Source organism: Polaromonas sp. AET17H-212 (genome assembly GCF_002379085.1).
Lineage (GTDB): Bacteria > Pseudomonadota > Gammaproteobacteria > Burkholderiales > Burkholderiaceae_C > Polaromonas.
This window is the reverse complement of the sequence record NZ_NBZW01000002.1, coordinates 271,341-294,926: the sequence shown is the minus strand read 5'-3', so window position 1 is coordinate 294,926 and position 23,586 is coordinate 271,341. Positions and strand designations below refer to the sequence as shown.

Annotated in this window: 23 protein-coding genes; 1 reads left to right on the top strand and 22 read right to left on the bottom strand. The window is 62.6% G+C overall.

The features are described 5' to 3' along the window. Position 1: 1 nt before the first annotated feature. The 11 genes from B7G53_RS03575 to B7G53_RS03525 all read right to left on the bottom strand — a co-directional run bounded on the left by B7G53_RS03575 (position 2) and on the right by B7G53_RS03525 (position 12,329). Positions 2 to 805 carry a MinD/ParA family ATP-binding protein gene (locus B7G53_RS03575; protein WP_096663567.1) on the bottom strand — a complete coding sequence of 268 codons (804 nt, stop codon included), beginning with the start codon at positions 803 to 805 and terminating at the stop codon, positions 2 to 4. Next, a complete protein-coding gene (flhF, locus tag B7G53_RS03570; protein WP_096663564.1) occupies positions 798 to 2,039 on the bottom strand; it encodes a flagellar biosynthesis protein FlhF in 1,242 nt (413 codons plus the stop codon). Before flhF ends, B7G53_RS03575 begins: the two co-directional genes overlap by 8 nt. After that, positions 2,036 to 4,117 carry a flagellar biosynthesis protein FlhA gene (gene flhA / locus B7G53_RS03565; protein WP_096663562.1) on the bottom strand — a complete coding sequence of 694 codons (2,082 nt, stop codon included), beginning with the start codon at positions 4,115 to 4,117 and terminating at the stop codon, positions 2,036 to 2,038. Before flhA ends, flhF begins: the two co-directional genes overlap by 4 nt. Further along, entirely contained in the window at positions 4,114 to 5,286 is a 1,173-nt protein-coding gene (gene flhB, locus B7G53_RS03560; RefSeq protein WP_096663558.1) for a flagellar biosynthesis protein FlhB, read from the bottom strand. The genes flhA and flhB overlap by 4 nt, the downstream gene beginning before the upstream one ends. 68 nt (positions 5,287 to 5,354) lie before the next feature. Further along, on the bottom strand, positions 5,355 to 5,789 hold the full coding sequence (locus B7G53_RS03555) for a hypothetical protein (RefSeq protein ID WP_141396280.1): 435 nt from the start codon (positions 5,787 to 5,789) through the stop codon (positions 5,355 to 5,357). Between the two features lie 55 nt (positions 5,790 to 5,844). Further along, a complete protein-coding gene (locus B7G53_RS03550; protein ID WP_176491271.1) occupies positions 5,845 to 7,422 on the bottom strand; it encodes a sensor histidine kinase in 1,578 nt (525 codons plus the stop codon). A gap of 29 nt (positions 7,423 to 7,451) precedes the next feature. Then, the gene (locus tag B7G53_RS03545; RefSeq protein WP_096663548.1) at positions 7,452 to 7,907 is read right to left on the bottom strand and encodes a response regulator; all 456 of its coding nucleotides are present in this window, start codon (positions 7,905 to 7,907) and stop codon (positions 7,452 to 7,454) included. Next, positions 7,904 to 9,217 carry a sensor histidine kinase gene (locus B7G53_RS03540; protein ID WP_096663545.1) on the bottom strand — a complete coding sequence of 438 codons (1,314 nt, stop codon included), beginning with the start codon at positions 9,215 to 9,217 and terminating at the stop codon, positions 7,904 to 7,906. The genes B7G53_RS03545 and B7G53_RS03540 overlap by 4 nt, the downstream gene beginning before the upstream one ends. A gap of 344 nt (positions 9,218 to 9,561) precedes the next feature. Next, on the bottom strand, positions 9,562 to 9,897 hold the full coding sequence (locus B7G53_RS03535) for a recombinase family protein (RefSeq protein WP_255249897.1): 336 nt from the start codon (positions 9,895 to 9,897) through the stop codon (positions 9,562 to 9,564). 432 nt (positions 9,898 to 10,329) lie between these two features. Further along, the gene (locus B7G53_RS03530; RefSeq protein WP_096663542.1) at positions 10,330 to 11,226 is read right to left on the bottom strand and encodes a nucleotidyl transferase AbiEii/AbiGii toxin family protein; all 897 of its coding nucleotides are present in this window, start codon (positions 11,224 to 11,226) and stop codon (positions 10,330 to 10,332) included. Continuing rightward, entirely contained in the window at positions 11,226 to 12,329 is a 1,104-nt protein-coding gene (locus tag B7G53_RS03525; RefSeq protein ID WP_369680268.1) for a hypothetical protein, read from the bottom strand. The genes B7G53_RS03530 and B7G53_RS03525 overlap by 1 nt, the downstream gene beginning before the upstream one ends. Positions 12,330 to 12,744: 415 nt before the next feature. Between B7G53_RS03525 and radC the strand changes: the two genes are divergently transcribed. Then, positions 12,745 to 13,251 carry a RadC family protein gene (gene radC / locus B7G53_RS03515; protein ID WP_096663534.1) on the top strand — a complete coding sequence of 169 codons (507 nt, stop codon included), beginning with the start codon at positions 12,745 to 12,747 and terminating at the stop codon, positions 13,249 to 13,251. 563 nt (positions 13,252 to 13,814) lie between these two features. On the opposite strand, the gene B7G53_RS03510 is transcribed toward radC, so the two are convergent. From B7G53_RS03510 to trbB, 11 genes are read right to left on the bottom strand one after another with little or no spacing between them, the layout of a single operon-like run. Further along, positions 13,815 to 14,069: a DUF2274 domain-containing protein gene (locus B7G53_RS03510; protein WP_096663532.1), complete on the bottom strand. Its 255-nt coding sequence runs from the start codon at positions 14,067 to 14,069 to the stop codon at positions 13,815 to 13,817. After that, entirely contained in the window at positions 14,066 to 15,367 is a 1,302-nt protein-coding gene (locus tag B7G53_RS03505; protein ID WP_096663530.1) for a TrbI/VirB10 family protein, read from the bottom strand. Before B7G53_RS03505 ends, B7G53_RS03510 begins: the two co-directional genes overlap by 4 nt. A gap of 2 nt (positions 15,368 to 15,369) precedes the next feature. After that, entirely contained in the window at positions 15,370 to 16,383 is a 1,014-nt protein-coding gene (gene trbG, locus B7G53_RS03500) for a P-type conjugative transfer protein TrbG (RefSeq protein ID WP_096663528.1), read from the bottom strand. Further along, entirely contained in the window at positions 16,380 to 17,084 is a 705-nt protein-coding gene (trbF, locus tag B7G53_RS03495; protein ID WP_096663526.1) for a conjugal transfer protein TrbF, read from the bottom strand. Before trbF ends, trbG begins: the two co-directional genes overlap by 4 nt. Positions 17,085 to 17,096: 12 nt before the next feature. Then, positions 17,097 to 18,473: a P-type conjugative transfer protein TrbL gene (gene trbL, locus B7G53_RS03490; RefSeq protein WP_096663524.1), complete on the bottom strand. Its 1,377-nt coding sequence runs from the start codon at positions 18,471 to 18,473 to the stop codon at positions 17,097 to 17,099. 5 nt (positions 18,474 to 18,478) lie between these two features. Then, positions 18,479 to 18,757, bottom strand: coding sequence for an EexN family lipoprotein (locus tag B7G53_RS03485; RefSeq protein ID WP_096663522.1), 279 nt, complete (start codon positions 18,755 to 18,757; stop codon positions 18,479 to 18,481). A 10-nt stretch (positions 18,758 to 18,767) separates the two neighbouring features. Beyond that, on the bottom strand, positions 18,768 to 19,496 hold the full coding sequence (gene trbJ / locus B7G53_RS03480; protein WP_096663520.1) for a P-type conjugative transfer protein TrbJ: 729 nt from the start codon (positions 19,494 to 19,496) through the stop codon (positions 18,768 to 18,770). Beyond that, on the bottom strand, positions 19,493 to 21,961 hold the full coding sequence (trbE, locus tag B7G53_RS03475) for a conjugal transfer protein TrbE (RefSeq protein WP_096663518.1): 2,469 nt from the start codon (positions 21,959 to 21,961) through the stop codon (positions 19,493 to 19,495). Before trbE ends, trbJ begins: the two co-directional genes overlap by 4 nt. 22 nt (positions 21,962 to 21,983) lie before the next feature. Then, the gene (locus B7G53_RS03470; RefSeq protein ID WP_096663516.1) at positions 21,984 to 22,256 is read right to left on the bottom strand and encodes a VirB3 family type IV secretion system protein; all 273 of its coding nucleotides are present in this window, start codon (positions 22,254 to 22,256) and stop codon (positions 21,984 to 21,986) included. Beyond that, positions 22,253 to 22,585: a TrbC/VirB2 family protein gene (locus tag B7G53_RS03465; protein ID WP_096663513.1), complete on the bottom strand. Its 333-nt coding sequence runs from the start codon at positions 22,583 to 22,585 to the stop codon at positions 22,253 to 22,255. Before B7G53_RS03465 ends, B7G53_RS03470 begins: the two co-directional genes overlap by 4 nt. Then, entirely contained in the window at positions 22,582 to 23,553 is a 972-nt protein-coding gene (trbB, locus tag B7G53_RS03460) for a P-type conjugative transfer ATPase TrbB (RefSeq protein WP_096663510.1), read from the bottom strand. Before trbB ends, B7G53_RS03465 begins: the two co-directional genes overlap by 4 nt. Positions 23,554 to 23,586 lie beyond the last annotated feature (33 nt).

The following is a 23,586-nucleotide window of genomic DNA, read 5'->3' as shown; positions in this document are numbered from 1 at the left end:
TTCAAGCTCCCAGATCGGACAGCGCAAGACGTCCGGCCAGACGCCGGAATGCCATCGAAGCGCCTGCCATCGGGAAGGCATCGATGACCGTGCGCCCGAGACCGGCGGCGCGCGTCAGGTGCTCATCGGCCGGCACCGTGCCCAGGCAACTGAGCGGCACCGAAAGATAACGGCTCGCGGCCTGCATCATGTTCTGATAGATCTGTTGCGCCATCTCCTCGGAAGCGCCGGTCACCAGCACGCTGTACGGCCTGCGTCCGAGCCGGGCGTGGAGCCGCTTGATGATGGCGTAAGCGGACTTGATCGATGCGGCACCCGCCGATACCTGTATCACGATTTCGGCGGCTCCCATGGCCGGCAAGGGCAAAGCGTCATCGGCGTCAAGCTCGGCGTCCACCAGCAGGATGTCGGTTTGCGTGGCGATCACACCAAAGGTGTTGGCCAGACGACGTGCCTGGTCGGCATCGTGCAGCGCCGCCTCCAGCGAGCCATGCGTCAGCGTGCTGATGCCGAAGCCCTGCGGCATCAGCACGATCGCTTCATTCAGCGCGCGCTCCTGGCGCGCCACCTGCAGCAGGGTCGCGCCGTCCGATGCGCCCAAGCGAGCCGCGACACCGCGCAACTCCGGGTACGCATCCAGCAGCAGCACCGTGCTGCCCGAGCTTGCCAGCGACGCCCCCAGGTTCACCAGCGTGTCGTCTTTTTCTTCGTCCGGCGCGGTCGACAAAAAGGTGAAGAGCCGCGGCTTGGGCCCGGCGACCATGCGCCGCAAGCCTTCCGCCTGGTCCACCTCGAAACTAGCCAAGATGCACCCCACGCATATTTTTATCGTTGCTTGCCCGCCCCTTGTTCGGGATCGTCAGCGTCAATTCTCCGTCCAGTGGCTGGAAGGGGGCAGCCTCGGATCTCAGCTCGAACGCGCGCTTGATCAGATCGCGTGGATTGGCGAGGTGCAGGTCTTCCGGAACGCGCTGGCCATCGGCAACGCAGTAGAGCGTCAATTTGTGGCGAATGACGACATCCAGCGCAGCGCCGATGCTTGCGGCTTCGTCGAGTTTGGTGATGATGCAACCCGCCAGGCCCGATCCCTGATAGGCATGCACCACTTCGTTGAGTGTCTCGGTGGTGGACGTGGCGTTCAGGCACAACAGGCGTTGGACCTCGGTGCCGGCACCGGAGAGCAGGGCGACCTGCTCGGCCACCATGCGGTCACGCTGGCTCATGCCGACCGTGTCGATCAAAATCGTATGCTTGTTTTTCAATTCATCGAGCGCGATGCGCAGATCGGCCTCGTCCTTCACCGAATGCACCATCACGCCGAGAAGTTTGCCGTAAATGCGTAACTGTTCGTAGGCGCCGATACGATAGCTGTCAGTCGTGATCAGCGCCAGCTTGCCGCTTCCGTGACGCATCACGCAGCGCGCGGCAAGTTTTGCGGTGGTCGTGGTCTTGCCGACCCCGGTCGGGCCCACCAGCGCATAAACGCCGCCCTTTTCCAGGAATTTATTCTTGCGGCCTCGGGTCATGAGGTTGCCTGCCAGAATGCTCTTGGCCCGGGCCAGATCGGCTTTCCCGTATTGTCCCGCCGGCAACTGCGCTGTCAGGTGCTGTGCGAGACTGGCGCTGAAACCGGCGGCCAGCAGCTCGCGCAGAAGCAGCGTCTTTTTCGGCTCGCGGTCCTGCAGTGTACCGTCAGATATTTCATTGAATTGCGTCTCCAGCATGCTGCGCATCGAGCGAATTTCGCTGATCACCGCGCTCAGTTCGCTGCGCGTATTTTTTCTGGGCATCGGGTGGCTCTCCACATTGATCGGAGCGGTCGGCACTGCCGGCAGAACTGGCGCTTGCACTACCGGCGCAGCTTGCACTGCCGTCGGTAGCGTTAACGCTGCCACGATATTCTCGCTTGACAGCGCCATGATTTCGACCTGGCCCTCAATGTTGCGGTTGGAAATGATCAGCGCATCCGGGCCGAGCACGTCGCGCACCATGCGCAGCGCTTCGCGCGACGTACTCGCCGTAAATTTTTTCACATTCATGTATGGCCTCCAACCAGGCTGGTCACTTTAATGGTTTTTGAATCTGGAAGTTCGGCGTGCGACAGAACCTTGATCTGCGGCAGCGCCCGGTGCAGGAAGCGGGCCAGCAATGCGCGCAGCGGTCCCGGCACCAGCAGTACCGGGGTATGCCCGAGCTGTTCCTGCTGGCGAGTCGCCTGCTCGGCCTGCGTGACCAAGGTGTCGGCCAGGCCCGGCTCGATGCCGGCGCCGTCGGGCCCGCTGGTATGCAAGGCCTGCATCAGCAGGCGCTCGAGCCGACTGTCGAGCGTGATGACCGCCAGTTCATTCGTCGCCGGGAATATCTGCTGCACAATCGCGCGGCCGAGGGCGATGCGCACCAGCGCCGTCAGCTCGTTCGCATCCTGGCTGTGGCTCGCGTGCTCGGTCAGCGTTTCGATGATGCTGCGCATGTCGCGGATGTGCACCCCTTCCCTGAGCAGGTTCTGCAGCACCTTCTGCAGTGTGGAGAGCGGGATCAGCTTGGGCACCAGGTCTTCCCCCAGTTTGGGCGACTCGGTTGCCAGATGGTCGAGCAACTGCTGCAGCTCCTGGCGCCCCAGCAGTTCTGCGGCATGACTGGTAATCAGATGGTTGAGGTGGGTCGCGACGACCGTCCCCGCATCCACCACGGTGTATCCCAGGGTCTGCGCCTGCTCGCGCAGCGACGCCTCGATCCAGGTCGCCGGTAAACCGAAAGCCGGATCGCTGGTGAGCGGGCCGGGCAAACTGCCCGTGACCATGCCGGGGTTGATGGCCAGGTACTGGCCGGCATGGGCTTCTCCGCTGCCGACTTCCACGCCTTTGAGCGTGATCCGGTAGGCCGACGGCTTGAGTTCCAGGTTGTCGCGGATATGCACCGGCGGCGACAGAAAACCGACTTCCTGTGCAAATTTTTTCCGAAGACCCTTGATCCGGCGCAGCAGCTCTCCGCCCTGCCCTTTATCGACCAGCGGAATCAGGCGGTAACCGACTTCCAGTCCCAGCGTGTCGACCGGGACAATGTCCTGCCAGCCGGCTTCTTCCAGCTCGGGGGCCGCCACCGCCGCCAGCGGTGCCGGCTCGCTTGCCGGTTGTTTTGCCCGCTGAGAAATCATATAAGCGCCGCCGCAGAGCAGCGCCGCGAGCATCAGGAAGGCAATGTTTGGCATCCCTGGAATCAGCCCCATGCATCCAATCACTGCGCCTGCGATGTAGAGCACTTGCGGCTTCCCAAACAGCTGATCGACCAGTTGTCCGCCGATATCGCGGTCGCTGGCGACCCGCGACACCACCACACCGGCTGCGGTGGAAATGATGAGCGATGGAATCTGCGCCACCAGACCATCGCCGATCGCCAGCAGCGTGTAGGTTTTCATGGCGCTGGAAAAATCCATGTCATGCTGGAGCATACCGACCAGCAGCCCGCCCACCATGTTGATGATGGTGACGATGATGCCCGCCACCGCATCGCCCCGCACGTATTTGCTGGCGCCATCCATCGCGCCATAAAATTCCGCTTCCTGCGCGACTTCGGCACGGCGCTGGCGCGCTTCTGGCTCGCCGATCATGCCGGCATTCAGATCGGCGTCGATCGCCATCTGCTTGCCGGGCATCGCATCCAGCGCAAACCGTGCCCCGACTTCGGCGATCCGACCGGCCCCTTTGGTCACGACGGTGAAGTTGATGATGGTCAAAATAATGAACACCACGATGCCGACCAGATAATTGCCGCCGATCAGGAAGTGGCCGAACGCCTCGATCACCTTGCCGGCGGCGTCGGTGCCGGTATGCCCCTCGGTCAGAACCACGCGGGTCGATGCGACGTTGAGCGACAGGCGCAACATGGTGCTCATCAGCAGCACGGTGGGAAACACCATGAAGTCGAGCGGCTTGACGGTGTACAAGGCAGTCAGCAGGACGATGATCGACAGCGCGATATTGAAGCTGAAGAAAATGTCGAGCGCGAAGGCCGGCACCGGCAGCACCATCATGGCCAGTATGATGACGACGATGATCGGGGCGATCATGGGTTTCACGCCCTGGCCGGTCAGCCAGGCGGGCAGTTTCAGTCCATTCATCGCATCGGCCCGGCGATGATCGCGGCTGGCGCCGCCGGGTCAAGAGGGTCAAGCCCGGCCGGCACCTGCACCGCGCGCGGAACTTGCGGGCGCACGCCGCCCTGCTCACCAAAGGTACGCAGCTGGAACACATAGGCCAGCACTTCCGCCACGGCTGTATATAAAGCTTCCGGAATCTCGTCGCCCAGCTCCGCATGGCGGTAAAGCGCGCGGGCCAGGGCCGGCGACTCCAGTGTCGGCACCTTGCTGGCGCCGGCGATCTCCCGGATCCTGGCCGCCACCGCATCGGCGCCCTTGGCCACAACCTTCGGCGCCCGCATCGCCCTGTCCGCATACTTGAGCGCTACCGCGTAATGCGTCGGATTGGTGATCACCACGTCTGCGCCGGGCACTTCGGACATCATGCGGCGGCGCGCCATCTCGCGCTGCTGGGCGCGAATCTTGGCCTTGATTTCCGGGTTGCCGTCCGACTCCTTGGCTTCCTGGCGGGCTTCCTGTTTGGTCATTTTGAGTTTGTTCGCGTACTGCCACATCTGGTAAGGCGCATCGATCAGCGCAATCACTACCAGCGCACTGACGATCGAGATGAAGCTGACCAGCAGCAGATCGCCCAGATGCGCACCGCCGGTGGCCAGGGGCTCTACGCTCAGCCCCAAGACCGTATCAATCTGACTGGAGATCACCATCCAGGCCACGCTGCCGACCAGCAGGGTCTTGCCGATGGCCTTGCCGAGTTCGGTCGCAGCCCGTACGGACACCATGTTGCCCAGCCCTTTGAGCGGATTCATCCGGCCAAAATTCGGCTGCAGCGCCTGGGCACTGAACAGCCAGCCGCCGATCAGCAGCGGCGACGCCAGCGCCACCAGCAGCATCAGTCCGGCCAGCGGCGCAAAGGAAAACAGCACTTCGCCGAGGCTGGCGGCCAGACGTGCCAGCAGCAAGTCGGAATCGAACGCGTGCGCACGCTCGAACGTCAGGCCTGACACCAGCATCCGGTTCATGTGGCGTATCAGACTGTCTCCGAGAAACCAGAAACCGACGCCGGCCGCCAGCAACAGCGTGCAGGTAGCCAGTTCGCGCGAGCGCGGCACGTCACCGTCCGCGCGCGCCTGTTCAAGGCGTCGCGCCGATGCTGGTTCTGTTTTTTCGAGATCGCTGTCTTCGGCCATCGCCGACTCCTGTTTTGGCGCCGCCCGGTGTTTAACATGGGCGCCTATGAGCCAATCAGGACCGATTATTAGGGAGAACGGGGCACTGCCATCGGCGGAACAAGTGTGTAAACTGCCCCCTCTTTCGCGCAGGTACTGCGGGCGTTGGGGCGGGTGTAGCGCAAAGGGCAGGTGCTCAGCCAGCGATGCGCGATGCTGGCGTTGATGCCGTGGGCCAGGGCCACGGAGCCTCCGCTTTGGCGGCATTCCTGCACGAGACCTGGGCCTTCAACCGCACGCTGTATTGCCGCCGGGCTGGGCGCGCCAGCGGTTCTAGTGCGGTTGCACGCGATCTGGACATCAAAACGCGTCTTTTGCGTCATGGCGGCGTTGCCAATCCGCGCGATACCTGCGGCTATCGCTGTGGGTTGCGCCCGGCCCTGACCCAACATCCAGCGTTTTATCTGGTTCATCCCGCAGGCAAACTGCACCAGGTAGGCCTTGGTGCCCACGATCTTCATCATGCATACCATCTCTTGAACTCACACTCGGATCAAGATGGGTTGGCCGGACCTACCTTCAACCACCGTTGCTGTCGCCGCGCCCGTCGCCGTCGCCAGATTCGACCTTCCGTCCAAAAGTGAAATAAAACGTGGCGCCCTCGTTCACTTTGCCTTCAGCCCAGATGCGACCGCCGTGGCGGCCAATGATGCGTTTCACGGTGGCCAGCCCGACACCGGTTCCCGAAAAATCCGACTGCGAATGAAGCCGCTCGAAAGGTCCAAAAAGCTTCTCGGCGTGAGCCATGTCAAACCCTGCGCCATTGTCCCTGACGAAATAAAGCGGGCTCCCATCTGCTCCGAGCTCGCTGCCGACATCAATCCGGGCCATCGCCTGCTTTGCGGTGAACTTCCACGCGTTGCCCAGCAGGTTATTCATGGCGACCGATAGCAGAAGGGGATCGCCGTGCGTCAGCAGGCCGTCCTGAATGTGGGTCTGTACCTGGCGCTCCGGCTCCCGCTCCCTGAACGCCTGTTCTACCTGCCTGGAGATGGCCGAAAGGTCGACCACTTCGGATCGGAGCTGATCGTGTGACAGTTGGGCTAGCGACAGCAGCCCCTCAATGAGTTCACCCATCTGCCGGGTGCCCGCACGAATCCGGTCCAGGTAGTGCCGCCCCTTGTCGCTGAGTTTTTCACCGTCCAGGCGCACCAGCAGTTGGCTGAATCCATCAATCGCATTGAGCGGCGAGCGAAGGTCATGGGACACGGAATAGGAAAAGGCCTCCAGCTCCTTGTTCGCGGCTTCCAACTGGGCGGTGCGCTGGCGCACCCGTTCCTCGAGGTCGGCATTGAGTCGCATGATTTCATCTTTCGCCCGCTTGCGTTCGGTGATGTCCACCGCCACGCCGAGCACCCTGTCGGCCCTGCCGTCCGCGGCCACGATGGGGCGCTTGACTGTCTGCAGCCAGCGCTCCTTCCCGGCGGCGTCGATGAGTTTCTCCTCGGGGATGAACACGTCGCGCAGCGTGTCCATCGTTTCAAGGTCGGCCTTGAGGAAACGTGCAACTTCCTGCGCATCGGCGGTGACGTCCGCTTCGGCCTTGCCCAGCATCTCCTCGACGCTGCTGCCGTAGGCCTCGGCCATGGCCTGGTTCACCAGGACAAAGCGCCCCGCGCGGTCTTTGGCGAAAATGAAATTGGGGTTGAGGTCGATCACCTGGCGCAGAAAAAGACTCTGGCGGCGAATTTCTTCCTCGGCGCGGCGCAGCGCGGCATGTTCTTCTTTTTCCACCAGCGCACGGCGCACGGCGGTATCGAGCCGCTGCGGCCGCTGTTTGAGAACGTAATCGGTGGCGCCGGCTTTCAGGCAGTCCACCGCCTCTTCCTCGCTGAGCCCGCCGGACAACATGATCACCGGAAGCTCCGGCTGCTTCTCGCGGACGTGCCGGAGCGCCGACAGGCCGTCGTAACCCGGCAGTTTGTAGTCGGCCAGCACCAGGTCAAAGGTTTCCTGCGCCAGGGCGGATTCGAAGGCTTCCCTGCCGCTCTCCCACCGGATGTCGCAGGACAGTCCGGCGGTTTGCAGCCTCAGCCGGATCAATTCCGCATCCAACGGATTGTCTTCCAGATGCAGCAGTCGGATGGCGTGGTTCATCTCGGTCTCCGGTTCGCGCATGTCAACAACTAGGCCCCCCTGGGCGTGCTGGCGGGCGGCGGCTCGTTCACGATGGCCCAGAACGCGCCCACTTGCTTGACCGCACCCATGAAATTCTCGAAATTCATCGGCTTGACGACGTACGCGTTCACGCCCAGCCGGTAGGCGGCTTCCAGATCGCGCTTCTCGCGCGAGGACGTCAAGACCACCACCGGGATCGTGCTGAGACCGGGCTCGCCCTTGATCTGGCGCAGCACCTCGAGCCCGTCCACCTTCGGCATCTTCAGGTCGAGCAGCACGACCGCGGGGTTGCCCTCGGCCCGGTCGGAGAATTCGCCCCGGCGAAACAGGTAGTCCAGCGCCTGGGCGCCGTCGTGCAGGTGCAGGACCTCCTGGTCCAGGTTGTGCTCCGCCAGTGCGTGGAGCGCCAGTTCCGCGTCGCCCGGGCTGTCTTCGACCAGCAGGATGCGTTTGAGTAAGTTCATGGATTCTCCCCTTGCTCATGGTTGATGGATTGGTTGATGGGTTGATGGGTTGACTCCGCCGACCGCTTCAGCGTGAAATAAAACGTGGCGCCTTCGCCGGGCCGGCCCTCGGCCCAGACGCGGCCGCCGTGGCGCTCGATGATGCGGCGCACGCTGGCCAGGCCGATGCCCCGACCCTCGAACTCGTCGGCGCGGTGCAGCCGCTGGAACACGCCAAACAGCTTGTCCGCATACCGCATGTCAAAGCCCACGCCGTTGTCGAGCACGAACACAATGAGCCGCCCGTCCTCCTCGCCGGCGCTGCCAATCTCGATCTGCGCTGCCTCACGCGGGCGGCTGTACTTCACGGCATTGCCCAGCAGATTGGCGAACACCTGCCTGAGCATCGCAGCGTCGCCGAGCACGCGGGGCAGCGGCGCGATCTGCCAGGCAATATGTCGGCCCTCGGTGGCCATCTGCAGCTGGCCGATCGCTTCGCGCACCAGTGCGTCAAGATCAACACTCGATTGGCTCATCTCGGCCCGGTTCATGCGCGAAAGCTCCAGCAGGTCGTCGATCAGCTCGCCCATCTCCCGCCCGGCGCCGGCAATCACCTGCAGATAGCGCCTGGCCTCGGAGGACAGCGTGCTGCCCGCATCCGCGCCCAGCAGCTCGGCGTAGCCCTGCACATGCCGCAGCGGCGCGCGCAGGTCGTGCGAGACCGAGTAGGAAAACGATTCCAGCTCCTGGTTGGTGGCTTCCAGTGCGGCCGTGCGTTCCTGCACCCGCCGTTCCAGGTCCTGATTCAATTTCAGAATCTCATCAAATGCCGCCTGGCGCTCCTTTTCCAGCGCCTCCCGCAGCTGGCTGTTTTTTTCCTCCAGCTTGTGCACCAGAACCTGGCTGTATTGCCGCAGCACATGGGCCTCGTCTGCCTGCGGTGCCAGCGGACGTTTGCGCTTGCTGGCGTTTTGAACCGCTTCGCGCAAGGCCTGCAGAATGACCGCCTTCGGGGCGGGCTTGACGACGTAACGGTCGGCCCCCACCGTCCGCGCGAGCTGCTGGTCGGCGGGCGAATCATAGGTGGCGGTGAAAAGGATGAACGGGAGCGCGCCGAACTTTTCGCTCTGGCGAACTTCGCGGCACAGCCGATAGCCGTCCATGTTCGGCATCAGGATGTCCGAGATGATGGCGTCCACCGGTTCGCGCTCGAGAACCTGCAACGCCTGCACACCGTCGACGGCTTCAAGCACGGTGTGGCCCTCGGCCTCGAGTTGCACGCGAAGCAGGATGCGATTGGTGGCGAAGTCGTCGACGGCGAGGATATTCATGGAATGCGTCCGCCTTGCTGAATTTTTTTGCTTGGCATGCTCAGCTGCGTGCTTTGGACAGAGTGAATAAAACGTGGCGCCTTTGCCGGGCTGGCCTTCGGCCCAGGTAGCTCTCGCCGCAGCCCGGGTTATGCAGACCTTCCCAAGGTTGATTTTCGAAAGTCAATCTGCGACTGTTTGAAGGGTTAGATGAACGTCGGCTTACAGTAAGTGCCGCCAACATTGGCCTCCTTGGGTTACAGATCGCGGTTATTTAACGGGCGTTATCGGCGAAAGTTGAGAGCCCACGCCAGATTTTTCGGTCACCACCTGAACCTATGCCGGGAACCCCTCTATATCGGCGGTCATTTTAAAAACTTTAATGAAAATGGGCTTCTCAACCCGTAACTACGAATGTTGCGGGCCAGCCGCGAGGCGTCGAAGCACAACACGGCGCCGACTTCCCCGGCGCACAGCCCAGCGACAAGATGATCGAACCCGGGCCTGGCCACCATGCCGATCGCAGACCGGCCGAGATCATCGTCGATGACCTCGACTTGTACAAACCCTCGGTGGCGTGCTTCCTCGACCAGGTCATACTGCCGGCGCTGGCTCCAGGTTGTTTTGAACCTGCGTCTGGGTAGACTATCGAACGTAGACGACGGCCTTGCGATGCAGCAGGGCGGCGGGCAACAGATCAATGCTCGTCATTGTTTTCCCCTGGCAACTGCACACCCGCTGCTTGTAGCAGCAGATTGGCCAGTTGCGTGACCGCGCTGGCTCGTTCGCTTGGGTTCATTCCCTGGAGTACAGGTGGCTCGAACGCCATGCTCAGTTGACGGCCTTGAATGGCGCGTCTCGGTTGCGCGCCTTCAGCGCGTCGTCAATATCTGAGCCCTGAGCCGCATCACACCGACAGCGGTCAGCGGTCAGCGATCAGCGATCAGCGGTCAAACTATGAGGATTTGAGGACGGCTACCGAGGCCCAACTGGTTGAGCAGACGCGGCGACACCAGCGCGAGATTGAGGAAGGCCTCATAGGTGAAGAAGCCGCGCGCCGCCCAACTCGGGAATCGCCGCGTCGAGGCGCTTGTTGATGCCAACGAATATCGCCTTGATCGCCATACCGCCCCCTAACCGATCCGGGCCAGCAGTTGATCGATTACGTCGCTCGACTGGCGCTGACGTAGCGCTCTCACCTCGTGTTGATCAGGTTCATCGCCTTCGCCTAGTTCAAACTTGGCCACCGACACGGGGCCGTCCTTCCTATAACCCTCAGTCTTGTCGTCCTGCGCGAAGCGCTTGCGCAAAATCTCCAGGGCGGCCTGGATCACAGCGCCATGCTTGCCGTCGCGTTCCTTGCGGAATGCTTCGGCGACCGCATCCAGTCCCTCGGGCGCATGTTCGATGCAATAGATGAGATCGTGAGCATCCTTGCGTTCGTAGCGCTGGTCGAACGCGAACGACTTCAAGCAGGTAAAGCTGACCAAATTGGCGTGCTTGATCTTCTCGGTCGCGATGCCGTTGTCGCCCAGCAACTCGGCCTGGATCTCGGTGACCTGGTGGAGGTCGAAGACTATGGACGAATGCGGGATGTTGAGTGCCGAGATTGTGCCTTCGGTCGGCAGCGCCTGGACCTTGCCACCGGCGATGTCCGGTGCGTCAGCGAGCAGTTCGAGCACCATCAGCGCACCGTGTTCAGTACGGGTCTGCCAGCGCCACGAGAGTTTCTTTCCGCTCTCGTTTTCGGCACGCTCGAAGCCCATTTTCTTGAAGTTATCTTCCAGCGTGTGGTACGCGTCAGTGTCGGCCAGGATTTGCAGGTCGATCACGATGTCCACATCCATGGTGCCGGCATGCGCGGGTACGACGGGCGGCCGGGCAGGTACCAGATATCTCGGTGTGAGACCGCCGACAAGGTAGACGGAGTCCTTCCACGGCCCCAGTCCGCGCAGGAGCGTCACCAGGACGCGCTCGCAGTCAAGCGTGTACTGGTCGCTGTAACCGTCGAGGGTTGCGGGCTTGGCCATCAGAAACCGATCCTTTCTTTGCGCAGGTGTTCCGCCATCTCCTTGGCACGGCCTTCGCCGCGCAGTAGATCGAGGTAGACCTGGATCGGACTGGCCAGCCAGATGCCATCCACTTGCTGCCGGAACAACAGCTCGCCGGGCGACTTCGCTTCGATGATAGAGAAGTTTGCACCTTCACTGACCACGCGCGCGCCAAGTGCGCCAATGGCGGCATCGGCGGCAGTACTGACCAGCAAGCGGGCGCGCACCTGGGAAACACTGGAAAGGAACGGCGCGTAGCGCTGTGCAGCGGCTTCGTAGCTGACCGCGTACCCCGCCTCATGGGCGGCGAAGACCTGTCCGATGTGCTCCAGCAGGGTGTCCGCTTTCATAGAGGGAACGTAGTAGCGGCGCAGCGCGGGGGGGCGGGTTGACGCGAGCTGTTTCGCCCAGGCATCCAGTAGCGCCGCAGGCTCTCTGAGGTGGCGCTCTTTGCTGGGGCCTTGTCCTCGCGAGACCAGCCAGTCGAAACGCTCAAGCTCCGTCAGCACCTGCGAAGCGGTTGCCGGCGACACCAATGCTTGTTCAGCGAGTTCTTTGCCGCCGAACCATTCCTGAGGGCGCATCAGCAGGGTATGCAGCACCTGCGCGCGCCGCCCGGAAAACAAAGACCGTACCGACTTCGACAGCGTTTTCGGTGGCGGCTTGTCGATGTAGAGATACACGCCAGGTGCGGGCAAGAACAGGCTGCCGCCGCTGTCGTAGTACCCGACATGCTCATCCCTGAGCAGTTCCTTGGCGCCCGGGGAGATGGACTCGGCGACCAGGACTGATACCGCTTCGTCGCCACTTTGCGCTTTGGGCCTGTTGTGGCTGATTTCCCTGAACTGCCAGAGAACTTCACGCACATCTCTTGGATAAACGGCCTTTTTTGCCTCGATCAGAATGGTGAAGGACTTGCCTGCGATGTGAAGGTCGATTTGGGCGTCATGCCCCTTGTCGCCAGCCAAGCCGGCAGGCACCCCCCGATGGTCCAGTTCGGCCTGCACCTCGGGCAGCGCCCGAAGCGTATCGAGAAACTGCTCGATTAGCTGTCGTTCGGTCGTATTCGACTCAAGCATCATGGTTTATGGATTCTTTACTGCGCAGTGAATATTCGGATATTAGCGAATATTCAATGAAATGGCAATATTTACTGTGCAGTGAATCTTGTTGCTCCGTTCTGAGCGTACCGGCGTACCGCCGTCGGGCTCGCGGGCGTTGCCCCGCGCCTCGTGCCGAGTCACGGCCATGCGGCTTTGATCCCTGACGCCTGCGGCCCTTCGGACCTGCGCGCTGCGCTTGCTCTAAACCCGGTGAGGTGGGGGTGGGGGCGGCCTTGCTGTTCCCTTTACCGTACCACGCCGTTCTCGCCGTCAAGGGCGGCGCGTGCCTTGCACGCTGGCGTCCTCGCGGCCGTCTGCGCGACCCCTGACTGCTGCGCTGCGCCGTGTTCCGCCGGTTCCGGGCAATTCCGCCCGATTCAAACCGGAAACAACCATGTCGCAACTTTCTCTTTCTCTCGATTCTTCCCTTCTCGTTCGCGATGTCGCGGGCGACTACCGGCCAGCCAGTGCCGGTGAAGTCCTGCAGGCTGCACAGCGCGTACTGGCTGGACAGATGCGCGGCTGTGAAGTTCTTTCATCGCCACAGGTGGTGCGCGACTACCTTCGGGTCAAGCTGGGGGCGCTGGAGCATGAGGTGTTCGCAGTGGTGCACCTGGATTCGCAGAACCGCGTGATCGAGTATGTCGAGATGTTTCGCGGCTCGGTAAACCAGACATCGGTGTATCCACGGGAGGTGGTCAAGGAAGCGTTGGCGAGGAACAGCGCTGCCCTGTTGCTGGTGCATAACCATCCAAGCGGTTCGACCCAGCCGTCGCGCGCCGACGAGATGCTGACGCAGACGCTGAAGGCGGCTCTGGCGCTGGTGGACGTGCGGGTGCTGGACCACGTGATCGTGGCCGGTGCCGAGGTTCTGTCAATGGCCGAACGGGGACTCCTGTAATCCGGGGGCTTTGACCCCTTTTTTCTTCGTCCTTTGGTTTCGGGGAAAGACTGTGCGCTGCGCTTGCCTCCAGGGGTCGGCTGACGCCCACCCCGCCGCGCCGGCTTGGCGCCCCGGGATACCGCCGAACAGGCTGCGCCTGATCGGCCGGCGCATGGTTGCGATTTCGCGCTGGGCGCTTTGTTCACCTCCAGCCAGGCGCGCCTGTAACACGCAGGGGCGCTTGCCGCGCGACGTTGGTTCGTCGCCTCTTTGGTCGTTTGTGGCCGTAAGCCGGTCATCCGTCTCACACCTTCTTCATCGCTGTCCCGCGACCGTAGCAATGAGAACGAAACGTTGACTCGAACAGTCCATATTAACGACGCTGTCACATTGGTTCTTCGCGGTCTCTTGCGGCGTTTCAAAGAAATTGCTGATGGAAGCCAGGGCGTTGCACTGGCATGTATCTCCTGTTCGTAACTTCCAAAGTTGGCAGAGCCCGCCGAATGAAAGTCCGCTTGCGCGTTGGACCTGGAAAAGCAGACGTGCAAAAGGAGTTTTTTACGCCTGTGGCAAAGGCCCCTTTAGTCGCCCTCCCCCACTCGCGACCTCGGCACCTTGGTTGTCAGAGTCTTGAATCCTCGATCCCGCATGATGAACGATTCCAGCATATGCGGAATCAGCGTGACGGCATCGACCGGGTCGCCGTAGGTCTGCGCATGCAGCGCGGCATAGCGCTCCAGATCGACCTTTAATGCCACAGTCAGTGCGATGGTCAGCTTCACAGTCTCGGTCTTGGGCAGCGGCCCCAGCCGCAATTTGCCAACGGCAGTGCTCATTGCGGTGCCCCTCTCACAAAAAATAGCGGCTGGTACGGTCGCAGAATCAGATCCTTGCTCACCATCACCCGCATCGGAGACCCAGGCCGAATTGTCAGCGTCGGCTGAACACTCATATTCCGCTTACTCATCTCCTGACCCACCTGGTTCACCGTGTCCTGCGCACCCTGACGCACGGCAATGATCACCTTGCCATCACTCCCGCTGCGATCCGGCGCCGCCAACTCGGCCCCCACACCCAGCAGCGTGGACAGCGCCGCACCGGCAAGAATCCGGTCCCAGTGCCAGTCAACACCATCCTCCAACCCGGCGTAACCCGCCGGATCAATCCCAGGCAGGCGGTCCAGTGCAATCGAAGACGTATCCGGCAGGATCAACCGCGTCCACACCAGCAACACCCGCCGCTGCCCGAAAGCAACCTGGCTGTCATATCGCCCAATCAATCTTGACCCCTGCGGAATCAGCAGGTAGCGCCCCGTGGCCGTGTCGTAAACCGTCTCCGTCACGTTGGCGATGACCTGCCCCGGCAAGTCAGAGTTGATGCCCGTCACCAATGCTGCCGGAATGACAGTCCCCGCCATCACCTGGTAAGGTGAGACCGGCATCTGCAGGCTGGCCAGATTGCGCGTAGCCGTGTCACCCGCATTCGCGACAAAAGCCGCCTTTTGTTCCTGCCGGTTCTGCGCAGCGGTCGGATCGGCTGCCTGCGCAGTGGCGGTCGGCGGCCCCATCGGACTGAACGGCTGATTGCCCGGCATCGGTGCCGATGGACTGCCAGCTGAAGCCGAGTTCGCAGTTGCCGCCGACTTGGCTCCATTGCCACTGCTCCTAAAAAACACCGTAGAGCGCGCTGCTTCCTCCGCATCACGCAAGCGCGTCAATCGATCCGCATGCGCAGGATCGTCGTACGCCGCCGATACATTCGCCTGACGCTGACGTTCTGCGCTGACGATGGCTGGCCCCAAATCACCTGGCAGCGGTTCGCCTAAAACAGGTACGGTGGGTTTAACCGGAACAGGTATCTTCGAATAGTCCTTGGGCAACTGGTCCAGGCTCTCGGCCCGTGAAACCCTATCCACGTTGTACAACTCGGTGGCCGGGTTGCGCTCACGCTTGTGCGACTGCAGCGACCACAAGGTACCTCCGAGCACGGCAGCGGCCAGCGTGCCCGCACCAAGCGCCAGCATGCGCCGATTCAGTCGCACCACTGGACGTGGCGGCGCACGCAAGGTCATGGTGTCCGGATCGACCTTCGGGGGCACCGGCGTGTCAGCCTGCGGTGTGGCGGGCGTACTCATGCTCAGTTCCTCCGTACCGCACTGGCGACACCATCGGTGCGCTCGATCCGCACCACCTGGGCCCTGTCTGCCCCCAGTCGCAGCTCGGCAGCACCGAACAGCCGGTCCACCACGTAATAGGGAGAACGGAAACGGTAGTTCACCAACTGTCCATCACCCTGCGCCCCAATCACGAACAGCGGCGGCAGCTCCCCCTGCGCAATACCACCAGGAAACTGGATGTATACCCGCTGCCCGTCATCAAAGGCGCGCAGCGGCTTCCAGGGTGGGCTGTCGCCGGAGATGGCATAGCGGAACTTGATCTGTTCCAGCGACAAACCGGAATCCACTGGCGCGGCCGCTTGAGCCTGCTGCGCCTGCTTCTGCAAGGCCAGCATCCGGTCCTTCGGGTAGTCCCAGGACACCGAAGCCATCCAGGCTTGCGGCGTCGAAGACAGTTCCAGCAGGTACATGCGCCGGTTCGTGGTGATGACCAGGTTTGTTTTAAGGCCAGTGCGAGTGGGTTTAACGAGTACGTTCACGCGCAGGCTGGCACCTGCGCCGCTGGCCGTGTCACCAACGACCCAGCGCACCGTGTCGCCTGCCGAAACCGTCACCAGCTCCTCGCCCTCCTGCAGGGCAATGACCGTGACCCGGCCTGGACTCGTGTAGACCTGGTACAGCGCGCCATCGGCGTATGGCCACACCTGGATGGCGTTGACGTAGCCTTCTCGGCTCGGTGCCACACGCGCCTCCATGTTGGCCCGTGAGACGCGAATCTTCTCGTCAGCAGCTTCTGGTGTGGACTTCGCATCTGCTTCTACGGGCAACGCTTTCAACTGCGCAGGCAAGGCCAGCGGTTCGGGCAACATCACCACTTCGATGGGCTTGGGTGGTTCCGGCAGTCGCTGCGCGGCAACGGGTTCATCCAGTGTGATGGCGGGCGGCGGCTTGCCTTGTGTGGCGCAGCCGGTGATGGTCGCCAGGATAGCGATCATGATCACCGATAAAGCGTAAATACGAAAATGTGTCTTCATGGTTTTACTCCTTGTGTCGCTTCGAGTTCACGGCTCCAGGACAGCCCGTTGACGTAGATGCCCAGTGGATTGCGGCGCAAGCGTTCTTCGGTGCGCGGCGGTTGCAGCACTACCGACACCACCGCCGTCCAGCGCTCGGTGCCCGAGGGCGCGCCATTCGCATAGCTGCGCTCTATCCAGCGCATCTGGAACGACGATTCGCTGGCCCGAACCACGCTGGTCACCTCCACCGAAACAGAGTTCTGCCCGATGCGAGCAAAAGGATCGTTGGCACGCGCGTATTCGTTCAGCGTGGCCGCGCCCTTGTCGGTGGTGTATTCATAGGCTTCGAGCCAGTTCTTCCGCACCACGATGGGATCGATTGACAGCGAACGCACGTCGGTGAGAAAGCGGGCCAGGTGATAAGCAATCTGTGCATCATTTGGCTTATACGGCGTGGCCGCTTCGCCGACTGCCCGCACCTGACCGGCGCTGTCCACCTCGACGACATACGGTGTCACGATGGACTGTGCCGAACGCCAGACCAGTCCGCCCGCCATCAGCAAAGCCAGCGACAAGCAGCCAAAGGCCATCAACCGCCAGTTCTTGGCCTGCACGCGGGCGCTGCCGATGCGCTGATCCCAGACCTGCGCTGCAGCCTGGTACGGGGTGACAGGTTCGGGCGTGTCCGAGTAACGCACCTGGGGTCGTTTGAATAACATGAAGTGATCTCCTTAATGGTTCGAAGGGTCGCGCAGGCTCGGACTGGCGCCGCCCCCGCCGTGATCACCTGAGCGCAGGGTGTGCGCAGCGGTAGAAACCCCTTGCGAAAGACGCTGGTTGCGTTGCAAGCGTTTCGCCCAGGCGGGTGCGGGAGGTGGCGTGTCGGTGCTCATAGCGCCTGTGCCAGTTGTGGCACCTGCGGCCGAAGCCGGTGCAGCCCCTTCAGATACAGCCGATGCAATGCGATCCTTCACGGCCTTGGCACCGGCCGCGATACGCTGGCCGACGGCGCCCGCACCACTCTTCGCCATGTTGGCAAGACCTGCACCGGCAGCGGGAACACCGCCACCGTCGGAAGCCGCGGCACCCGCCAGGAAGGCAGACTTCGCGCCAGCAGCCATGGTGCTTGCAGAACGGGCGGCGCTGGCACCACCCACAATGGCTGCACGTGCCGCCCCCGGCGCCATGCGTGCACCGGCGGCTACGGCGCCAGCGCCTGTGGCAATGGCTGCGCCACCTGCCACGGCCAGTCCTGCGGCACCGAACACGGTCCCCGCCGCAGCACCCGCGCCCAACTGCGGCGCGCCCGACACCAGCCCGGTCGCGATGCCGGGACCGAAGATGCCCAGACCGAGCAGCGCAAGCGAGGCCAGCATGATGACCAGCGCATGGTCGATGGAAAGCTCGGTCCCCGGTGGCGTCTGAAACTCCGCAAACAGCCCTGAGCCGATCCCGACGATCACCGCGAGCACCAGCACCTTGATGCCTGATGACACCACATTGCCCAGCACCCGCTCGGCCAGGAACGCTGTCTTGTTCCACAAGGCAAAGGGCACCAGCACAAAGCCCGCCAACGTCGTCAGCTTGAACTCGATCAGCGTTACAAACAGCTGAACCGCCAGCACGAAGAAGCTCACGATCACCACCAGCCAGGCCAGGAACAGCACGGTGATGACGTCGAGATTGGCGAACACCTCGGGGAAGCCCGTCAGGTCGCTGATCTGCACCATGATGGGTCGGCCCGCATCGACACCGGTTTGCGCGAGCCGTCCCGGCTGCAACAACTGCGCCTGCGTCATACTGGAGCCGGACGCCACCAATCCGAGTCCGGCACAGGAGCGGAACACGATGCCCGCCAGGTTATTGAAGTTGCCGATGATGAAGGCAAAAGCCCCGACATAGAGCACCTTCTTGACCAACTTGCCAATGACATCATCACCACCCCCACTGGCATGGCTCATGGCCCAGAACAGGCCTGCCAGTGTCATGTCGATCCCGACCAGCGTGGCGGTCAGGAAGGCCACCTCGCCATGTAGCAATCCGAAGCCCGAATCGATGTAGCGCGAGAAGACGTCCAAGAAGCGGTCGATGACCGACAGGTCGTTCATGACAGTCAGTCTTTCGAGGTAGCTGGTGGCGCCGGTTTCGGCACGGGATCGTTCGCGTAAGGCGACTTGCCTTCGCCCATGAAGCGCCGCCGCGTGGCCTCGGACACCGCAGCGCAAATGGCGTCCCCCACCTTGACGTGGTCGGCCTTGCACTGGGCGCGAAGCTCTTTCAGGCGTTCAGGATTCGTGACCAGTGATTCGACTGTATCGGTCGGTGTCGATTTACCGCAGCCCGTTGTGAGCGATATCGAAACCGCAAAGACAATGATCCAAAGCTGTTTCATGGCGATCCTCTCAATTGCTGTAAAAGTTGACGGTGTACGGTGTGTAAGGCGTGCCCTCCCCCTGAAAGCGTCGGCGTACCTCACGCGCCCGTTCCTGCACCGCCACCTGCCGTGCCTGCTCCAAGACAGTCGCACGGTCCTGCGTGATCTGAAGCTGTTGCGCCTGAATCGCCTGGCGGGCCTGCAAGGCCAGCAGTTGGTTAGTCGCTTGCGTGGCCTGAAGCGCACCAACAGCCGACTGGCTGCGGTTCACCAGGTCGGTTAGCGTCTGCTCGTCGGATCGAAAGTTCTGTACCGCCTGCGACTGCACCTGGGTCGCGGTGCGCAGAGCTTCCAGCGAGTTGCGCCAACGCTGCCGTGCGTCCAGCGCCATCTGACCGCCTGAGGTAGATGCGGAATACGCATTCGGGTAAAGCCGTGAAAACTCCCCATCCATCTGCGACACATTGAAGGCCATGCCCTGCGCCTGCTGAATCAGTTGGTTGGTCGCGGACAAAGCGGACCGCAAGTCAGCCAGTGCGCTGAAATCCAGACCCGTCAGATTGCGCGCTTGGTTCATCAGCATCTGCGCTTCGTTCTGTAACTGCCGGATCTGGTTGTTGATCTGCTCCAGCGTGCGCGCTGCGGTCAGGATGTTCTGGGAATAATTGGACGGGTCGAACACGACCCACTGGGCTTGTGCAGCAGGCATCGCGGTCACAAGCAAAGCAGTGGCAACGACCAGCAAGGTCTTCTTCATGGCGAGTTCTCCTGAGGGGTTGAGGGTGTGGATGGAAAAGATGGAGACGGAGGAAAGGACGGAGTCAGGTCCGCAGCCCAGTCCAGACCCCGATGACGTAACCAAGCGGCTGCGAAGTCCGCAGGTGAGACGGATGCCGACACCGAATCCATGGCACGCTGGTCCTCGGGTTTGGCCGCACCTGCAAACGCCAGTGCCACAGGCCCGAGTCCCAAATCAAAGACCCGGTTCCCCAGCCGCGACTGGTAGTAGTAGTCCCGCTTGGGTTGCGCCTGCGCGACGATGTCGATCTGCCGGCTGTTAAGCCCAAAGCCTTCGTAGATGACGCGAATCTGCGGTTCGGTTGCCTGTGGGTTAGGCAGGAAGATGCGGCTGGTACAGCTCTCGATGATGGCCGGCGCAATTGCGGAGTCCTTGATGTCGGCCAGGGATTGCGTGGCAAAGATCACCGACACATTCCTCTTGCGCAAGGTCTTCAACCACTGGCGGATGCGCGATGCAAACACCGGATCGTCAAGGAACAGCCAGGCTTCGTCCAGAATCAAAAGCGTCGGTGCCCCGTCGAAGCGTTCCTCGAAGCGGGCGAACAGGTAACCCAGTACGGCCAGCATTGCCGCCTTGCTGTGCATCAGCTCTTCCATCTCGAAACCCTGCACGTCGGCGGAACCGAGCCTGTCCGAGTCGGCATCCAGCAGCTTGCCGTGCGCACCACCCAACACATAGGGCTGTAGGGCCTGGCGCAAGGCGTTGGATTGCAGCAGCACCGACAGACCCGTCATGGTGCGCTGATTGACCGGAGCACTGGCCAGACTGTTCAAAGCCGACCAGACCGCATCCTTCTCGGCCGGACCAACGGGGACGCCTTCGTGAATCAAGCGCCCTGCTATCCATTCCGCCGCCCAGGCGCGATAACCGTCCTGGTCAATGCGCGCCAGCGGCTGGAAGGAAATAGCACCCTCGGCACCACCATCATTCCCCAAGTCGTAGTGCTCACCGCCCAGCCCGAGGATGGTGGCGCGAATCGAACGCCCCATGTCGAAGGCCAGAATGCGTGAACCCGGATAACGACGAAACTGCATGGCCAAGGTGGCCAGCAGCACCGATTTGCCCATGCCGATGGGGCCGACCACCAGCGTATTGCCCACGTCGCCAATGTGCGTGACAAGCCGGAACGGTGTCGCACCATCGGTGCGCGTCACGATCAGGGGCGGCCCGTCCAGGTGCGCATTGCGTTCCTGCCCCGCCCAGACGGCTGACACCGGCATCATGTGGGCCAGGTTCAAGGTTGAGACGATGGGTTGGCGCACATTGGCGTAGGCATGTCCCGGAATCGACGACAGCCAGGCATCGACCGCGTTCAAGGTCTCAGGGATCGTCACGAAACCCCGGCCCTGGATGGTTCGCTCCACGGCGCGCAGCTTCTCGTCGGCGGCCGTGGCATCCGTATCCATCACCGTGACCGTCGCCGTCACATACCCGAACGAAACCTGGTCACTGCCCAGTTCCTGCAAGGCAGCATCGGCATCCGTCGCCTTGTTGGACGCATCGGAATCGACCAGCGGGCTTTCCTGCTGGAAGATGGTCTCGCGCAGCAGCGCGACAATGTTCTTGCGCTTGGCGAACCACTGGCGGCGCAAGCGCGTCAGTTCTTTCTCGGCTTCTGCCTTGTCCAGGCACAGGAAACGCGTGCTCCAGCGGTAGGCAAAACCCAGACGGTTCAGGTCATCCAGTAAACCCGGCCAGGTCGAGGTCGGGAAGCCCCGCACCGACAGCACGCGCAGGTGCTGATTCCCAAGCATGGGGGCAAGCCCACCGGTCAGCGGCTCGTCCGCCAGCAAGGCGTCCAGGTGCATCGGCACCTCGGGCACAGCCACCGGATGCCGGCGCGTGGACACGCAGCCATGCAGGTAGGTCAGCGTCTGTCCATCGTCAAGCCAGCCAATCTCGGGTATCACGCCTTCGAGCAGGCCGAAGAAGCGTGCCGTCTCGGACACAAAGGCGTCAAGCCTTTCGCGCCAGTCAACGCCCTGGGCTTTGGTGTTCTCGTACAAGAGCTTGGCGGCGCGGGCCTGGGACTCTTCGGGCGGCAGATACACCAGCGTCAGGTGGTAGGTGCTTTCGAAGTGGCTATCGGCCTCCTCGAATGCGGCGCGGCGCTCTTCATCGACCAGCCACGACAGCGGCTCCGGGAAAGAAGACTCGGGATAGTCCGCCGCTTCGCGCCGTTCGGCCTCGACAAATAGCGCCCAGCCCGACCCCAGTCGGCGCAGCGCGTTGTTGAGCCGTGCAGAGGTTGCGACCAGTTCACCCTGCGTCGCGCTGTCCAGGTCCGGCCCCCTAAACCGTGCGGTGCGCTGGAACGAACCATCCTTGTTCAGCACAACACCCGGCGCCACCAGCCCGGCCCAGGGAAGCCAGTCGGCCAGCAAGGCCGGGCGTTTGCGGTATTCGGCGAGGTGCATCATGCTGTGTTCTCCATGGCTTGCCTCACACGTCCAGCAGCACGCGGTGCTTGATATGCCGCGCGAAGACAGGCATGAACTGCGGGTCCAGGCGTGCGCCCCAGACCGCCAGCGAGTGGCCGATGATCCACAGTGCAAGGCCAGGCAACCAGAGTTGCAGGCCCAGCCCGATCGCAGCAGCCAATGTGCCGTTGGCAATCGCCACAGTGCGCGGCGCGCCACCCAGCAGGATGGGCTCGGTCAGGGACCGGTGCAGCGGCACCTCAAAACCCGGTGTGTTGGCCGTGCCGGCGTTCATGCCAGTACCGCCCCACCCGAGAAACTGAAGAAGGTCAGGAAGAATGACGACGCAGCAAATGCAATCGACAGCCCAAACACGATCTGCACCAGCTTGCGAAAGCCACCGCTGCTGTCGCCAAACGCCAGCGTCAGACCCGTGGTAATAATGATGATCACCGCCACAATGCGGGCCACTGGTCCTTGAACCGATTCGAGGATGGACTGCAGCGGCGCCTCCCAAGGCATGTTCGAGCCGGCCGCAAAGGCAGGCAAGGAAACGGTCAGCAATAGCGCGCCAATGGTGGCGACCTGAAGGACTGGTTTTACGGAAATGCGTGAAGTCGTCATGACGGTTCTCCGGTAGTGGCGGTAGGTAAGGTGGCGGATGAAATGGAAGGAAACGAAGGCATCAGCTCGGTGCTGAGCTGGTAGCCGTGACTGTCGAAGCCGATGACGCGCGCAATCTCCTGCACGCGCCTATGGCGGCCGCGGCCTGCGATGAAGACGATGACGTTGACCGCCTCAGCAATCAGCGCGCGAGGAACGGTGACCGAGACCTCCTGGATCAGTTGCTCCAGCCGGACCAAGGCACCATGGGCCGAACCGGCGTGCACGGTGGCGATGCCGCCGGGGTGGCCGGTGCCCCATATCTTGATCAGGTCCAGCGCCTCGCCACCGCGTACTTCGCCAACTACCACGCGGTCTGGCCGCAAGCGCAGCGTGGCGCGCACCAGGTCGGCCATGGTGCTGACGCCGGGCTCGGTGCGCATGCACACGTGGTCGTCGGATCGACACTGCAGCTCCACCGTGTCTTCGAGAATCATGACCCGGTCGCCGGTATCGGCAATCTCGTTGAGCAACGCATTGGCGAGCGTGGTCTTGCCGGTGCTGGTGCCGCCACATACGACGATGTTGAGCCGCTCGCGCACGGCAGCGCGAAGAAACCCCGCTTGCGCTTCGGTCAGGATGCCATCGGCCACGTAGTGGTTCAGCGTCATGATGCGCAGCGCCCGCTTGCGGATCGCAAACGAGGGCGCACGCACCACCGGCGGCAACACCCCCAGAAAGCGATCTCCGGTCTCGGGCAGCTCAGCCGACAGGATGGGTGCCCCGGCATTCACCTCGGCCCGCACGTGTGCCGCCACCAGGCGAATAATCCGCTCGGCCACCGCAGGCGGCAGCGTGGTGCCGGTCGGGGCGCGCCCCGAGCCCAGCCGGTCCAGCCACAGCGAACCGTCCGGGTTCAGCAGCACTTCCACGACTTCCGGGTCTTCCAACGCCGCCGCAATCTCCGGCCCCATGGCCGTGCGCAGCATCCGTATGCGGCGCTCCAATGAGACGGCGGCGCT

Excerpts from the sequence above, each read along its gene's own strand:
- B7G53_RS03525 (WP_369680268.1), bottom strand. The coding sequence starts at position 12,329 with ATGATGCTTGAGTCGAATACGACCGAACGACAGCTAATCGAGCAGTTT.
- B7G53_RS03465 (WP_096663513.1), bottom strand. The coding sequence starts at position 22,585 with ATGACGACTTCACGCATTTCCGTAAAACCAGTCCTTCAGGTCGCCACC.
- B7G53_RS03540 (WP_096663545.1), bottom strand. The coding sequence starts at position 9,217 with ATGAATATCCTCGCCGTCGACGACTTCGCCACCAATCGCATCCTGCTT.
- trbJ (WP_096663520.1), bottom strand. The coding sequence starts at position 19,496 with ATGAAGAAGACCTTGCTGGTCGTTGCCACTGCTTTGCTTGTGACCGCG.
- B7G53_RS03550 (WP_176491271.1), bottom strand. The coding sequence starts at position 7,422 with ATGAACCACGCCATCCGACTGCTGCATCTGGAAGACAATCCGTTGGAT.
- trbG (WP_096663528.1), bottom strand. The coding sequence starts at position 16,383 with ATGAAGACACATTTTCGTATTTACGCTTTATCGGTGATCATGATCGCT.
- radC (WP_096663534.1), top strand. The coding sequence starts at position 12,745 with ATGTCGCAACTTTCTCTTTCTCTCGATTCTTCCCTTCTCGTTCGCGAT.
- flhB (WP_096663558.1), bottom strand. The coding sequence starts at position 5,286 with ATGGCCGAAGACAGCGATCTCGAAAAAACAGAACCAGCATCGGCGCGA.
- trbF (WP_096663526.1), bottom strand. The coding sequence starts at position 17,084 with ATGTTATTCAAACGACCCCAGGTGCGTTACTCGGACACGCCCGAACCT.
- B7G53_RS03485 (WP_096663522.1), bottom strand. The coding sequence starts at position 18,757 with ATGAAACAGCTTTGGATCATTGTCTTTGCGGTTTCGATATCGCTCACA.
- B7G53_RS03505 (WP_096663530.1), bottom strand. The coding sequence starts at position 15,367 with ATGAGTACGCCCGCCACACCGCAGGCTGACACGCCGGTGCCCCCGAAG.
- B7G53_RS03530 (WP_096663542.1), bottom strand. The coding sequence starts at position 11,226 with ATGGCCAAGCCCGCAACCCTCGACGGTTACAGCGACCAGTACACGCTT.
- B7G53_RS03545 (WP_096663548.1), bottom strand. The coding sequence starts at position 7,907 with ATGAACTTACTCAAACGCATCCTGCTGGTCGAAGACAGCCCGGGCGAC.
- flhF (WP_096663564.1), bottom strand. The coding sequence starts at position 2,039 with ATGAATGTGAAAAAATTTACGGCGAGTACGTCGCGCGAAGCGCTGCGC.
- B7G53_RS03555 (WP_141396280.1), bottom strand. The coding sequence starts at position 5,789 with ATGATGAAGATCGTGGGCACCAAGGCCTACCTGGTGCAGTTTGCCTGC.
- B7G53_RS03510 (WP_096663532.1), bottom strand. The coding sequence starts at position 14,069 with ATGAGCACTGCCGTTGGCAAATTGCGGCTGGGGCCGCTGCCCAAGACC.
- trbL (WP_096663524.1), bottom strand. The coding sequence starts at position 18,473 with ATGAACGACCTGTCGGTCATCGACCGCTTCTTGGACGTCTTCTCGCGC.
- trbB (WP_096663510.1), bottom strand. The coding sequence starts at position 23,553 with ATGCTGCGCACGGCCATGGGGCCGGAGATTGCGGCGGCGTTGGAAGAC.
- flhA (WP_096663562.1), bottom strand. The coding sequence starts at position 4,117 with ATGAATGGACTGAAACTGCCCGCCTGGCTGACCGGCCAGGGCGTGAAA.
- trbE (WP_096663518.1), bottom strand. The coding sequence starts at position 21,961 with ATGATGCACCTCGCCGAATACCGCAAACGCCCGGCCTTGCTGGCCGAC.
- B7G53_RS03470 (WP_096663516.1), bottom strand. The coding sequence starts at position 22,256 with ATGAACGCCGGCACGGCCAACACACCGGGTTTTGAGGTGCCGCTGCAC.